The sequence below is a fragment of the Paraburkholderia sp. 35.1 genome, from assembly GCF_050436525.1.
GTDB classification, from domain to species: Bacteria; Pseudomonadota; Gammaproteobacteria; order Burkholderiales; family Burkholderiaceae; genus Paraburkholderia; species Paraburkholderia tuberum.
Genome location: NZ_JBNDMJ010000003.1, coordinates 1585808 through 1599778, shown reverse-complemented (window position 1 = coordinate 1599778; position 13971 = coordinate 1585808). Strand labels below are relative to the sequence as shown.

Genomic DNA, 13971 nt, shown 5'->3' with positions numbered 1-13971 from the left:
CGGCCACGATTTGCAGGAAGACGTGGAGACGACAAGGCGTCCCATGAAGGGCACCTGTAGCGGGAAAGCAATGCAGTAAAAAAGAAACCGGGCTCGCCTGAAAGGGGGAGCCCGGTTTTCTTTTATCTCGTCGCGGTGCGTTATGTCCGCCTCATTGGCGATAGCGCGCGAGCGTCAGACCGTCGAGATCGATCTCCGGTTTGCGCTGCGCGATCAGATCCGCGACCACGCGCGCCGAGCCCATCGACATCGCCCAGCCCGTCGAGCCGTGCCCGAGGTTCAGCCATAAGTTGTCGATGTTGCACGGGCCGAGCAGCGGCGCGCCATCGGGCGTCATCGGCCGGCGGCCGACCCAGAAGTGCGCGGAAGTCGGATTGGCCGCGTGCGGAAACCAGTCGCGCAGCACCGTGAGCAGCGTTTGCAGCGCCTGCTCGCGCAACGTCGTCTGGCGATTGCCGAGCTCCGCCGTACCCGCGATGCGCAGGTTGTTGCCGAAGCGCGTGATCGCCGTCTTCAGCGATTCGTCCATCAGTGCCGCCCGTGGCGCTTTTTCCTCGTCGGTCACAGGCAGCGTGGCCGAATAGCCCTTCACCGGATAGAGCGGCACCTTCACGCCGAGCGGCGCGAGCAGCGCCGCGCTATCGACGCCGAGCGCGACGACCACCGCGTCGGCCGGCAGCGTCTGCGCGCCCTGCTCGCTTTGAATACGCACGCCGCGCACCGTCGCTCCCTCGACATCGAGCGACGTGACGCGCGTGTCGAAGCGAAAGCTCACGCCATTGCGTTCACAGATCGCGCGCAGTTCGCGGGTGAAGCGCGCGCAGTCGCCGGCTTCGTCGTCGGGCAGATAGAGGCCCGAGAACGGCGCCTGACGCGCCCAGCGCAGACCGGGCTCGATCTCCGCGCACTGCGCGGCGCTGACTTCCCGATGCACGATGCCCGCATCGCGCAGCACCGCGAGCGCCGGCTGCGCGAGTTCGACGTCGTACTCGCTGCGAAACAGTTGCAGATAGCCCTGGCTGCGGCCGTAATCGAACGGATGACGGCCGCGGAATTCGTGCAGGCAAGCGCGGCTGTAGTACGCGATGCGCTGCATACGCTGCTTGTTCACGCGAAAGCGGTCGAGGTCGCACTCGCGCAGCCAGCGCGCGATCCAGCGCCATTGGGCCGGATCGAGCGTCGGCCGGAAGATCAGCGGCGAGGCCGGCTTGAACAGGTACTTGAGGATTTTCGCCGGCATGCCGGGCGCGGCCCATGGCGTCACGTAGCCCGGCGCGATCACGCCGGCGTTGCCGAAACTCGTGGCCAGGGCGACGTCGGGTTCGCGCTCGATCACCGTCACGTCGCAGCCTTGCTGGCACAGATAAAAAGCAGTGGCGACGCCGATGACGCCGCCGCCGAGTACGATCGTTTTCATGATTGGGAACTGCGGTGTCAGACGATCTCAAGCGGCGGACCCGGCCGCCCCTAGCACCTTGCCCTTCGTTTCCGGCAGGCACAACGCGGCGACGATCACGAGCAGATACCCCGCGCCCGCGACGATGCCCATCGCCTTCACGAGCGTCATTGTCTGCGCGAAGGTGCCGACGAGTATCGGAAAGAACGAGCCGAGCCCGCGCCCGAGGTTGTAGCAGAAGCCTTGCCCCGAGCCGCGGATTTCGTTCGGATACAGCTCCGACAGATACGCGCCGATGCCCGCGAAAATCCCCTGCACGACGATGCCGAGCGGAAAGCCGAGCGCGAGCATCATCGCGTCGGTGATCGGCAGCATCGTGTAGACCATGCCGAGCACGAACGAGCCGAGCGCGAACAGCACGAACGACGCGCGCCGGCCGATCCTGTCGCACAGAATGGCGCCGACGATATAGCCGGCGAACGAACCGACGATCAGCACGATCAGATAGCCGCTCGTATTGAACACCGACAGATGGCGCTCCGTCTTCAGATAGGTGGGCAGCCACGTCGTGATCGCGTAGTAGCCGCCGAGCATGCCGGTGCACAGCGCGCTGCCGAGCACAGTTGTCTTCAGATGCGCGGCTGAGAAGATCTGCATGAAGTGCGACGTGTTGATGCCGCTTTCGCGCGCGCGACGCGTCGCGACAAAGATGTCGGGGTCGCTGACGTTGCGGCGGATATAGATGATCCATGCGGCGGGCAGCAGGCCAACCCAGAAACACGCGCGCCACGCGTACTGCTCGGGCAGCAGCGCGAAAGCCGCCCAGTAGACGATCGCCGCGGCCGCCCAGCCGAACGACCAGCTGCTCTGCACGGTGCCGACCGCCTTTGCGCGATGCTGTGGCGAGCGGATCGTCTCGGCCATCATGATCGTCACGACCGACCACTCACCGCCGAAGCCGATGCCCTGCAGCGTACGCGTGGCGAGCAACTGCCAGAACGACTGCGTGAAGCCAGACAGGAACGTGAAGATCGCGAAGGTGGCGATCGTCCATTGCAATACACGGATGCGGCCGTGGCGATCGGCAAGAATGCCGGCGAGCCAGCCGCCGATCGCCGACGAAATCAGCGAGCTGCTGGCGATCATGCCTGCTTCGCTTTTGCTCATGCCCCACGTCGCGATCAGCGTCGGGATGAGGAACGAGTAGATCATGAAGTCGAACGCGTCGACCGCGTATCCGCCGAAACCGGCGAATAGCGTGCGACGCTCGCGCGGGGTCAGCTCGGTGAACCATTGGAGAGAAGACATGTTTTGTTGTGGTCTCCAGGTTTCTTGTGCCCGCGGGGGCCGGATGGGAGGGTGTCAGTATTCTACGGGGATGCGGCGTCGTGAGGCCAGTTGGGGTCAAAAAGGGCGTGCGCGCGGCAACGGCCGATAAGGCACCGCAAGGGAACGGAAATCGGTGGGCCAACCGTCCCTCTTTTTTCTTACAAGCCCTACGATGTAACGCAAAACTTCCTGGTCAACGTTAAACTGCGTCTGCAGCCCCGGCTGCCCCGCGCAATCCTCCTATACACCTGTCGCCCCGATGTCCGTTACCGCGAAAAACCGTTCGCCTTTCCGCGCCCTTGCGAGCACGATCGTGCCCGTGGAGCGCGGCATGCCCGGCGAAGCGTCGGCGGCGCGGCGACGCTTTCTGAGGGGCTCGGCCGGTGCGATGCTGGCCGCGGGTTTCGGCAGCACGCTGCTGTCCGCCTGCGGCGGTAGTCTCGAAGCCGATCAGCCGGCTACGCCGCGGCTCGTGTCGGTCAGCAACTTCCGCGATGTCGGCGGCGCGGGTGCCGGCTATCTGACCGTCGACGGCAAACAGATGCGGCGCGGCGTGTTCTATCGCGCGAACGCGCTGACGCTGAGCGGCACCGACACGGCGACGCTCGACAAGCTCGGTATCGTGTCGGTCTACGACCTGCGCACGCCCGCCGAAATCGCACGCACCGCCGACGTGCTGCCGAGCGGCGCGACATCCTCGACGCTGAACGTGCTCGGCACGAACGACTTCGTCGCGCCCCCGGTCGATTCTCCCGTCGACGCCGTCGCGTTCATGCAGGCGCAGGCGCGCGCGTATGTGACGGGCGGCCCGCAGCGAGCCGCCTATGGCGCGCTGCTCGGCGCGCTCGCCGACGGCACGGGCGCGCAGCTATTCCACTCGAACGCGGGCAAGGATCGCGCGGGCTGGGTCGCGGCGCTGCTGCTCAGCATCGCCAACGTTCCGCTCGACGTGATCATGCAGGACTACCTGCTCAGCAACGTCTATCTCGCGCCATCGATCGCCGCGCAAACCACCACGCTGCGCGCGCAGGAAGGCGCGGCCATCGCGACGGCGAGAGCGCCGTTGCTCGACGTGGACGAGAACTATCTGCAGGCGGGCTTCGACCAGGTGCAGGCGAGCTACGGCACGATGGCGAGCTACCTGACGCAAGGCCTCGGTCTTTCCAGGGCGAAGGTCGACGCGCTGCGCAATCGGCTCGTGCATTGACGCGCTTCGCTGGCGCGCTTTGGTGGCCTTCCTTACAGCGCAAAAAAAGTCCGCCGCAGAGGTGCGGGCGGACCGGGAAGGGCTGCATCGAGGTTGCCGGGGGTGACTATAAGGCCGCACCCCGCGCGACAGTCGATGCGGTAAGGGCAGGTAAGTGTCCGGTCCGCGCCGCGTTTGCCTGCGAACATCCTTACGACAGCGCCGGGTCCACCGGCAATTCGATCCGTACTTCGAGCCCACCCTGCGCGTGATTGCGCACGAGGCAGCGTCCACCGCGATCGTGCGCGAGCCGCGCGACGATCGCGAGACCGAGCCCGCAATGGCCTTCGCCGCCGCGCGCGGCGTCGAGCCGCACGAACGGCTTCATCGCCGCGGCAATGCGGTCGTCGGGAATGCCGGCGCCGTGGTCGCGCACGCTGATCGTCCAATGACGGTCGCTGCACGCGGTCGAGATTTCCACCGGCGGCATGCCGTGTTCGAGCGCGTTGTCGACGAGGTTCGTCACGAGCCGGTCGAGCAGCGTGCGCGGCAGCGTGAACGAGGGGCCGGCGCGCAGATCGAGCGCGAACAGCGGGGTTTCGGCTGGGTCCGCCGCTTCGGCGGTTTCAGCGGCCTCCGCGTAATCGCCCGAGGAAAACTGCTCGCGCAAGAACTCGTCGACTTCGACGGCCGGTCCGGCGTCCGCCGATTGGCCCGCGAATTCGAGGAACTGCTGGACGATGTTGGTCAGGGAATCGACGTCGCGGATCAGGCCCGCGCGCTCGTTTTCGTCGACCAGCACGCTTGCGCGCAGCTTCAGGCGCGTGAGCGGCGCCTTCAGATCGTGCGCGACGCCGGCGAGCATCACCGCCTGGTCGTCGCCGGCTTCGTTCAGGCGCCGCATCATGTCGTTGAATGAGCCGATCAGCTCACGCAGCTCGCGCGGGCCCTGCACCGGCACGGGTCGGGGCCGGCCGCCGGAGCCGAACGCCCGCGACGCATCGGCCACGCGCGACAACGGCCGTTGCATCTGCCACACCGCGAACAACGACAGGATCAGCCCGGCGACCAGCATCGACACCGATTCGATCAGAAAGCGCGGCGGCGGCGGCAGGTCGACCGGCACGACGACCCAGTTCGACTTGCCCGGGACCAGCACCCACAGTTGCGGCGGACGCAGATCGTCGACGGCGATCTGCGTGCCGGCCGGCAGGTTCTCACGCAGGTGCCGGCTCAGTTCGACCACCATATGCTCGTGCGGCTCGCGCAGATGCACGCTGGTCGGCATGTTCCAGGTGGGCACCAGATGCACGCGCATCGCCGGCGCGAGCGCGGCGCCCTTGATCGGCTCGCCGTTGATCGCCTGCAGCACGAGCAGAATGCCGCGCGCGAAGCCGTCGATTTCGTGGCGCGGCGGCTGCATCGTCACCAGCACGAACCAGCTCGCCTGAATCGCGAACAGCACCGCCGCCGACAGCAACGCCATTCTGCCGAACAGCGTGTTCAGCGGATTTCTCATGCGCTCGGGGCGGCCCCGTCCTCGAAGGGTGCGCCGTTGGCGTCGGGCACGAACACGTAGCCCTTGCCGCGCACCGTTTGCACGTAGCACGGGTTCGACGGGTCGTCCTCGATCACGCGGCGCAGGCGCCAGATCGGTACGTCGAGGCTACGGTCGCGGAACGCGAGGTTGTCGCGATGCACGAGATCGTGAATCAGCACGCGCGACAGCACCTTGTACGGATTGTTGACGAAGATCTTCAGCAGCGCGAATTCGCTGTCGCGCAGCGGCAGCTTGGCGTCGTCGCGGCTCAGCGAGCGCGTGGCGAAGTCCAGTTCGAATGGACCGAAGCGATAGCGCTTGCGTGCTTCGGGCGCGCTCGTGGTGGACGGCCCGCGCCGGCGCAACACGGTCTGGATCCGCACGAGCAGTTCGCGCGGATCGAACGGCTTGGTCAGATAGTCGTCTGCGCCGAGCGACAGACCGACGATGCGGTCGGCCACCGTGCCGCGCGCGGTCACGAAGATCACCGGGATGTCGTCGCCGGCGGCGCGCAACGCGGTGAGCGCGCGCAGGCCGTCGGTGTTCGGCATCATGATGTCGAGCACGACGACCGACGGCCGCTCACGCTCGAGACGACGCTGCAAATGGGTGCCGTCATGCAGCACGGACGCATCGAAGCCGTTCGACTGCAGAAATTTGCAAAGCAGATCGCGTACGACCGGATCGTCGTCGACGATAAGGACCTGTGGATTCATGGCGAAATTCTAGACTGGCCCGCCCGACGCGCGACCGGGCATTTCCTTACCAACGCTTACTGTGCGCCGCTCGGTGCTGGCGGGCTCGCGCCGGGGCGGATCAGCGAAGGTGCAGCGCTTACTTTAGCACTGCCTGATCCGGCTCTGCGCGACGACAGGCAAGCGATGACAACAGTTGGCAAGCACTCGAAAGCCCTCGCAAGCCCACGGAACGGATCGTAACAACCGCGCGAAAGCGTGCTTTGCTTCGCCCATCGTCGGCACCCGCGCGGCGCGATGATTCGTTCCGCAGCAAGTCGCGCCGCATGCCGAACGAGGCCCGCTGCCTCGGACGACGGCGCGCGGCGTTCAACCGACACCGGTGCGCAATGCGCACCTTCGCGAGGTCCATCATGACGGTCCACAATACGCTCAGTTCCACGCCTTTCTCCTCGCTGGCGCATAAGCCGGCCAGGGAGAAGTCCGCCAGTTCAAGCTCCACGGGCGCAGCGGCGAAATCGCAGCAGAGCGCCGGGCTCGGGCAGCCTGCACTGCCTGCGCCGGGCACGGGGCTCATCGGCCATCTGGTCAACACGACTGCGTGAATCGGCGAGGTCCGCGTGCCGTTATCCAGAACTACTGAGCAGCGGCGGCGCGCCGTGGCGTGGCTCGTTGCCGGCGCGCTGCTGTTGCCGCTCGGCGGCTGCGGCGCCGCGGCGCTGCCGTGCCGGGTCACGGCGGCGACCCTGAAAGTGCTGCCGGTCGTCGGCCATGCGGCGGCGACGCCTTTCGACATGTGCGCTTCCGCGATCGATTGAATCATGACGCTCACCCGGATGGTTGGTGCACTGATGCTGCTCGGCGGCGTGCTGTCGTGCGCCGCGCATGCACAGCTCGTCGCGCGCAGTGCGAAGGCGGCCAGCGCGGCATCGAATAGCGTCGTCACCGACACGCGGCGGCGCTCGCCGGACGCGCCGTTTTCGTTTCGCGGCGTCGCGCTCGGCATCACGATCGACGAATTCCGCGCGGGCTCGACCGTGCGCGCGACGCCGGTCGGCAGCGTGCCGATCTGCGAGACGGACGTGCAGGCCGGAGCGCTCGGCATGCGGCTGAAGTCGCACGATAGCCTGAGCGTCGCGTGCCGCTGGGCGCATCGCGATGATGAACGCTGGGCGGTGTCGCAGGCCGTGGTCGATGGTGCGCCGGCGCTCGAACACGTGATGCGCTTCGCGCGCATCGACGGGCAGGGCGCGCTGCGTCTCTACGAGATGTCGTTCGTGATCGACGAGCTGACCGCGGAGGATCTGCGCGACGCGCTCGAGGATCGTTACGGGCCACCGCGTCTCGCGACCCGCAACGCGGCGGCGCCGGGCGCGATGCCGATGTACGTATGGGAGAACGCGGTGAGTTCGATCACGCTGTGCTTTCTGCCCGGCAGCCGCAACGGCACGCTCACGTATCTGCTGAAGGGCTCGGATGCGTGGATGAAAGCGGTCGTGCGGCAGTGGCAGGCGAGCGGCGCCGACGCGGGCTGACGTTTGCCAGGCAACCCTGGTTACCGGTGCGATCCCAACGCCGAAACCGGGCGGTGTCCGGATAGGCCGCCTCACTTCGACTCCTTTCATCCTTTCCGCCACGGAGCCAGCATGACCGCGCTACGTCTCACCCTCGTGCTCGGCGCCGCGAGCTGTCTCACGGCCTGTTCGAGCGCGCAGACCAGGTCGATCGTCGAAACGCCGATGGCGCCGCCGCTCGCGTCCGCACCGTTGAACGTCAACACGCAAGGCGCGATCTATCAGGCCGGCGCGCCGCTGCTGCTGTATGAGACGCCGCGCGCGCAGCACGTCGGCGACGTGCTGACGATCCGGCTGTCGGAATCGTATAGCGGCAACAACAGCGCGAGCGCGTCGGCGAACCGCACGAGCAGCATCACCGCGACTGCCGCGGATCAATCGACGAATGCCGCCGCGCGACTCGCCAAACTGTTCAACATCGGCTCTGCCGGCACCGACTACAAAGGGCAGGGCAATCTGAGCGACATCAGCGACATGACGGGCACGCTAGCCGTGACCGTGATCGGCACGGTGTCGGGCGGCAATCTCGTCGTGTCAGGCGAGAAGGTGATCGCGATGAGCGGGACCCGCGACCGTCTTCGACTCTCGGGCATCGTCAATCCCAAGGACATCGAAGCAGGCAATTACGTCGCGTCGAGCAAGGTCGCGAACGCGCGCATCGAGCAGGCGGGCCTCGGCATGGTCAACGATGCGACGACGATGGGCTGGCTGCAGAGGATGTTTCTGAGTGTGCTGACGTTTTGACCGTCAGCCGGGTCAGCGCGGTGCGCGCGACACCGCGCTGCGCGTTACGTGCGACGCGTGGGCCGCATCAACCGGCTTCGACCGTCAGGCGCCGCTAACCGAGCGGCGGCGCAAGCCCGCGTTCGGCCGCGCCGATCTCGCCGTCCGGCACGAACACGTAGCCGCGTCCCCACACCGTCTGCACGTAGCGCGGTTCCGACGGGTCCACTTCGATCAATCGACGCAAGCGCCAGATCGATACGTCGAGACTGCGGTTGCGATGCGCTTCGCTATTGCCGTGCAGTTTTTCGAGCAGCTGCGCACGCGTGAGCACGGTCATCGCGTGCGTGACGAACACCTTCAGCATCGCGAATTCGCTCGAACGCAGCGTGATGCGTTCGCCGTCGCGACGCAGTTCGCGCGCGGGGAAGTTCACTTCGAAGCGGCCGAAATGATAGGGCGCGCGCTGTTCGGGCGCGCCCGGCGCGATCGAGCCGCGACGCCGCAGCACGGTGCGAATCCGCGCGACGAGCTCGCTCGGTTCGAAAGGCTTGCCGAGATAATCGTCGGCGCCGAGTTCGAGGCCGATCACGCGATCGATCGGATCGGCGCGCGCGGTCAGCAGGATCACGGGAATGTCGTCGCCGGCGACACGCAAAGCGCGCAGCGCGCTGATGCCGTCGAGCTCCGGCATCATGATGTCGAGCACGACGAGCGCGGGACGCTCCTGCTGCAATCTGCGCTGCAACGCCAAGCCATTTTCCAGCATGGCGACCTTGAAGCCGCGGCCGTGCAGATATTCGCCGACGAGCTCGCGTACGACGGGATCGTCATCGACGATCAGGATGGTCTGGTTCATTCAGGTCATCTTAGTGATGCGCACGGGCCGCGCAAAGCGTATACCGCTTTCCAATCCTTTCCCGTGTAAGGCGCTGCAAGCGAAAGCAAAGCCGCGAGCACTCAGTGGGGCGGCGGGAAAGCCCGCGAGGTTTGCAGGGTCTGCTGTTGCCGCGCTTGACGCGGGAAATCGGTCCGATCGACCACCATCCGCTCGATCAGCCCGCCGAGCTTGACCGAGGCCGACGAAAAACGGTCGGTGTTCAGGCCGCCGGTCTGATAGCGCGCGGTGACCAGAATGCGGCCACTCTGGATCAGCGTCGAGCGGCGGCCATAGCCGATCGCGGCGTCGTAGACGAGCCGCGCTTCGCAGCCGGCCGGCGAGGTGCCCGGATTGTAGACGTCCGAACGAATACCGCGCCGCTCGAGCGCGAGCTGCAGCGCCGGCACGAAATCGCCGACCGACACCGTCGGGTTCACTTCGATGCAGAGGTGCTGCAAATCTGCGGGCCGGCCGTTGACGAAGGTCGGCGACGAGTAGTTCGACGCGATCGCGTAGCCGGCCTGGATGACGGAGCCGGTGGCGTCGGCGGCCTGGATCAGCGTCCAGGCGCAACCGTCGAGCGCGAGCGTCAGCGTCGCGGCGAAGGCGGCGAGGGCGCAACGACGCCGGCATATCAGCGAGGCGACCAGACACAGGCGCGAATGCCTGGTTGCCGCTGGCGCGCGCACGGTCGGCGACGAGGTCATGAGGCAGCGCCCGATCCCGGTCACAAAATGCGATGGAGCATCAAAAGCAGCGACGGCCGCGCGCTCAGCGCGTCACGCGCAGTCGCAGTTCGTTCTGACCTTGCACGCTCGCGGTGACGTTCACGCGACGGGCGTCGGTGGTCACGACGAAATGCTGGCGCACGGGTGTGTTGACGTCGTGCACGACGCGCGGAAAGCAGGCGGCGATGTCGGCGCCGAGTTCTTCGAGCGGATCGTTGATGACGCCGTCGGCTTGCCAGTGCGCACGCCAGTGGCAGTCGTACGCGTGCGGGCTGGCGCGGCAATCGTCGGGATGGGAGACGCCCGGCAGTTGCGCGGCGGTCTCGTTTGGCAGTCGCCGGAAATCGCTCGCATCGACGATGTGCGTGAGCGCCGCGCAGATATCGGCGGGTTGGTTCGGCCCGGTCGTTTGCGCGGCATCGACGGCGTTCGTGAGCAGCAGCGCCGCGCCGCAGGCGAGCGCGATGCGCGGGAGCAAAGACGGGAGCAAAGGTGAAACACGGCGAGCGAATGACATGGGCGAGGAGTCCGAAGAGCGGTTGCGATGAAAGACGTGACTGACATCAACGACGGCCGGCGCATGGCGCGGCCCGTACGACTATCGTCGCTGCTCGCAGGCATTTTCAAAGCGCGGAACAGCTTGCGCGCTCCGCAAATCCTTTCGAACTCTTCTCGTGTCTTTCCGGATGTTGCGCCCGGAGGTGCCGGCGCGCAGGCGAGGCTTAACCGAGCGTCAAGCCGCCATCGACGTGAATCACCTGGCCGGTGATGTGGCGTGCCGCGTCGGACAGCAGGAATGCGATCAGCGCGGCGACGTCGTCCGGTTCGGCGACGTGACCGAGCGGCGTGGCTTCGGCGGCGTGCGCCCACACGGCCGCGTTGTCGGCGCTTGGGCCGCGATCCTTGCGCGTGTAGCCCGGCGCCACGCAATTGACGGTCACGCCGAGCGGCGCGAGCTCCGCGGCCGCCGTTTTCGCAAGCGCTTCGAGTGCCGCTTTCGCGGCCGCCGTCGCGGCGAATGGCGCATCCGCGCGATAGCGATGCGCGACGAACGAACTCAAGGCGACCACGCGACCGCGCTTCGATGTTTCGAGCGCGGGCATCGCGCGCCGCACGAGCGCGGCGAAGGCGGCTGGCATCGCGGCGAAGGCGGCGCCGAAGGTGTCGGGATCGAGCGCGGCCAGCGTTTGGCGCTGCGCATGGCCGGCGTTCGCGACCAGTTGATCGAGTGCGCCGAAGCTCGCGAGCGTCTGATGGATCACGTGCTCCGCCGCGCCGCGCTCGGCGAGGTCGCCGAACACGGTCGCGCAGCGTGCGCCGCTTGCCGTGCAGTCGGCGGCAACCTGCACGAGCCGTCGACGGGAGGCGTCGTCTGCGCCGCGCGCGTGCAGCATCAACGACGTATGCGGCGCCGCGAGGCGCCGTGCGAGCGCCGCGCCGATGCCGGAACCGGCGCCGGTGATCAGCACGACGCGAGCGGCGGTGCCGTGCGCTTCGCTGACGTGAGCGCCGCTCGCGTCGCTCACGCCGCTACCGCTTCGACAGAACGCTCGACGTCGAGCGTTTCGTGATGGAACGCTGCGAGCGATTCGCGATGCGCGACGCTGACGATCGCAGCCTTCGGCAACCGCTCGGTGAACAGCCGATAGAGCCGCGCCTCGTTTTCCGCGTCGAGCGCGCTGGTCGCTTCGTCGAGGAACAGGTAGTCCGGCTTGTGCAGCAGCACGCGCGCGGCGGCGAAGCGCTGCTGTTCACCCGGCGACAGCACGCGAGTCCAGTGCGCCGTTTCCTGCAGACGGTCCGCGTATTCCGACAGATGGCAGGTGATGAGCGCGTCGCGGCATTCGTCGTCGTCATAGGTGTCCGCCGCCGACGGATACGCGAGCGCCGCCTTCAGCGTGCCGATCGGCATGTAGCTGACCTGCGGGATGAACATCATGCGCGCGTTGACCGGTGCGTCGATCGAGCCGTCGCCGAACGGCCACAGGCCCGCGAGCGCGCGCATCAGCGTGCTCTTGCCGGCGCCCGACGGACCGCGCACGAGCCAGCGCGAGCCCGGCCGGATCACGATATCGCGGATGCGCGACAGTGGGTTGCCATTGGGCAGCGCGAGCTGGAGGCTGTCGGTGGTAAGCGTGTTGCTGTCGACGAAATGCAGATTGATGCCGCCATGTTCCGTGGCCGGCGACACCGATTCCTTCAGACGCGGCGAATGCACGACGCGCTTGAATTCGCGCAACCGGTTCACGGTCGCGCGCCATTCGACGAGGCTCGTATAACTGTTGATGAACCACGAGAACGAATCGCTGACCGTGCCGAACGCGCTCGAAATCTGCATCAGCACGCCGAACGTGAACGCGCCCGCGAAGTAGCGCGGCGAGGCGACGACGATCGGGAAAATGATCGCGATCTGGCCGTAGAAGCTCAGCACGAAGGTGAGGCGCTTCGTGTACTTCATCACCTGCCACCAGTTGTCGCGGATGCGGCCGAACAGCGTGCGCGCGTTCGTCTTCTCGGTTTCCATGCCGTTGTAGAACGCGATCTGCTCGGCGTTCTCACGCAGCCGTATCAAGCCGAAACGGAAATCGGCCTCGACTTTCTGCGCCTGATAGTTGATCGACACGAGCGGATGGCCGACCTTCTGCGTGACGAGCGAGCCGCCCACCGCATACAGCGCCGCGGCCCACACCATATAGCCGGGGATCTGCAGCGGCATGCCGCCGAGCGAGATGCTCAACGCGCCCGCGAGCGACCACAGGATCGTGATGAACGACACGAGCGTGACGACGGTCGACAGCAGATCGAGCGTCAGCGACAGCGTGGTGGTCGCGAACGACTGCAGGTCGTCGCTGATCCGCTGGTCGGGGTTGTCGGTGAGACGGTCGCGCTCGATGCGGTAGAACGCGCTGTCGTCGAGCCACTCGTTCAGGTAGCGGGTGGTCAGCCACTGGCGCCAGCGGAAGCCGAGCATCTGGCGCAGATAGCGTCCATACACGGCGAGGATGATGAAACCGAACGCGAGTCCGGTAAAGATCATCAGCAGGTGCGGAAAGTCGTGGACGTTCTTCGCCTGCAGCGCGTTGTAAAAGTCCCTGCTCCAGCTATTCAGGCGCACGTTGATCCAGACGACGAGCAGGTTCATCACGATGATCGTGACGAGCAGCCCCCACGCGATGCCTCGTTCCTCGGAAACCCAGTAGGGCTTGATCAGGGTCCATGCGGAGACCTTTTCGTCGGGCGGCAGCGCGGGGCTGGCGGAAGTATGTGGTGTCATGAGCATCCTGATGAAGTGCTGACCCGAAGTGCCATTCCGGCGTACGGGTCCGATCTGGTTGACCCATGTCGGGCGATCCCGCGAACAGCAGGCGCCTTTGCGAGGGTGTGGCTGCCGCGGGTCTGCGATACCTGGCCGGTCATCGCGCCATCACGCTCGATGACGCGAGTCCGGACGGGCGCCCGATTCTGGCGTGACGCCCTTAAGCGAAAATTAATTTTCGGGGCCGGCATCCGCTGGGGTGCCGCCGCCACGCATGCGGCCACGAGTGCCGCGCGCGCCGCGTTTTTGCGGCACCGATCACGGCATTGTGCCAGAGCGCCGGGCCGCTTCGCACCGGCATCTCGATAGACGGTGCCAGATCAAAATTGGGGTGGCGACCGCGGAGCGCTGGTTTGCGGGCGCCGCGCCTTTTATGGTCTAATAACCTGCGACGAAACAGGGGTGCTTCGCCCACAGGCGGCATGACTTTCATGCCGGGGCGGCGAGGCTGAGAGAGACCCTTTGCACCCGATCCGGGTAATACCGGCGCGGGAAGTTTCCGGAAGCAACCGTCTTCCATTCCCCGCCGGGCGGCGAGCGCAGCTCACATGTGCACGTCGTGACCGGCCGGCTTCACCCGCCGGTTTCGTCCTGGGTACGTGCG

The 13971-nt window shown here is 66.6% G+C and carries 14 protein-coding genes and 1 riboswitch; of the genes, 5 read left to right on the top strand and 9 right to left on the bottom strand.

Features of this window, described 5'->3' with window-relative positions; translation table 11 throughout:
• Positions 1-151: 151 nt before the first annotated feature.
• Together OKW27_RS27505 and OKW27_RS27500 are read right to left on the bottom strand one after the other, a co-directional pair.
• Positions 152-1417, bottom strand: coding sequence for a D-amino acid dehydrogenase (locus OKW27_RS27505; RefSeq protein ID WP_090802121.1), 1266 nt, complete (start codon positions 1415-1417; stop codon positions 152-154).
• Positions 1418-1444: 27 nt separating this feature from the next.
• Positions 1445-2704 carry an MFS transporter gene (locus tag OKW27_RS27500; RefSeq protein ID WP_429335403.1) on the bottom strand — a complete coding sequence of 420 codons (1260 nt, stop codon included), beginning with the start codon at positions 2702-2704 and terminating at the stop codon, positions 1445-1447.
• A gap of 352 nt (positions 2705-3056) precedes the next feature.
• On the opposite strand from OKW27_RS27500, the gene OKW27_RS27495 reads away from it, so the two are divergent.
• Entirely contained in the window at positions 3057-3932 is an 876-nt protein-coding gene (locus OKW27_RS27495; RefSeq protein WP_429335402.1) for a tyrosine-protein phosphatase, read from the top strand.
• Positions 3933-4122: 190 nt separating this feature from the next.
• On the opposite strand, the gene OKW27_RS27490 is transcribed toward OKW27_RS27495, so the two are convergent.
• Entirely contained in the window at positions 4123-5430 is a 1308-nt protein-coding gene (locus OKW27_RS27490; protein ID WP_429335401.1) for an ATP-binding protein, read from the bottom strand.
• Entirely contained in the window at positions 5427-6167 is a 741-nt protein-coding gene (locus tag OKW27_RS27485; RefSeq protein ID WP_184065535.1) for a response regulator, read from the bottom strand. The genes OKW27_RS27490 and OKW27_RS27485 overlap by 4 nt, the downstream gene beginning before the upstream one ends.
• A 392-nt stretch (positions 6168-6559) precedes the next feature.
• On the opposite strand from OKW27_RS27485, the gene OKW27_RS27480 reads away from it, so the two are divergent.
• The 4 genes from OKW27_RS27480 (at position 6560) to OKW27_RS27465 (ending at position 8464) form a co-directional block, all read left to right on the top strand.
• The gene (locus OKW27_RS27480) at positions 6560-6751 is read left to right on the top strand and encodes a hypothetical protein (protein ID WP_429335400.1); all 192 of its coding nucleotides are present in this window, start codon (positions 6560-6562) and stop codon (positions 6749-6751) included.
• 15 nt (positions 6752-6766) lie between these two features.
• Entirely contained in the window at positions 6767-6964 is a 198-nt protein-coding gene (locus OKW27_RS27475; protein WP_184070632.1) for a DUF6726 family protein, read from the top strand.
• A 3-nt stretch (positions 6965-6967) separates the two neighbouring features.
• Positions 6968-7681 carry a hypothetical protein gene (locus tag OKW27_RS27470; protein ID WP_187612926.1) on the top strand — a complete coding sequence of 238 codons (714 nt, stop codon included), beginning with the start codon at positions 6968-6970 and terminating at the stop codon, positions 7679-7681.
• A 111-nt stretch (positions 7682-7792) separates the two neighbouring features.
• Entirely contained in the window at positions 7793-8464 is a 672-nt protein-coding gene (locus tag OKW27_RS27465; protein WP_429335399.1) for a flagellar basal body L-ring protein FlgH, read from the top strand.
• Positions 8465-8558: 94 nt separating this feature from the next.
• On the opposite strand, the gene OKW27_RS27460 is transcribed toward OKW27_RS27465, so the two are convergent.
• From OKW27_RS27460 to OKW27_RS27440, 5 genes are all read right to left on the bottom strand, one after another.
• On the bottom strand, positions 8559-9302 hold the full coding sequence (locus tag OKW27_RS27460) for a response regulator (RefSeq protein ID WP_184052280.1): 744 nt from the start codon (positions 9300-9302) through the stop codon (positions 8559-8561).
• A 101-nt stretch (positions 9303-9403) separates the two neighbouring features.
• Positions 9404-10030 carry a hypothetical protein gene (locus OKW27_RS27455; protein WP_429335398.1) on the bottom strand — a complete coding sequence of 209 codons (627 nt, stop codon included), beginning with the start codon at positions 10028-10030 and terminating at the stop codon, positions 9404-9406.
• Positions 10031-10094: 64 nt separating this feature from the next.
• Entirely contained in the window at positions 10095-10568 is a 474-nt protein-coding gene (locus OKW27_RS27450) for a hypothetical protein (protein ID WP_090802111.1), read from the bottom strand.
• 205 nt (positions 10569-10773) lie between these two features.
• Positions 10774-11577: an SDR family NAD(P)-dependent oxidoreductase gene (locus tag OKW27_RS27445; protein WP_429335397.1), complete on the bottom strand. Its 804-nt coding sequence runs from the start codon at positions 11575-11577 to the stop codon at positions 10774-10776.
• Positions 11574-13325, bottom strand: a complete 1752-nt coding sequence (locus OKW27_RS27440) for an ABC transporter ATP-binding protein/permease (protein WP_429335396.1) — start codon at positions 13323-13325, stop codon at positions 11574-11576. The genes OKW27_RS27445 and OKW27_RS27440 overlap by 4 nt, the downstream gene beginning before the upstream one ends.
• 430 nt (positions 13326-13755) lie before the next feature.
• Positions 13756-13879, top strand: a riboswitch (TPP riboswitch).
• The last annotated feature ends 92 nt before the right edge of the window (positions 13880-13971 follow it).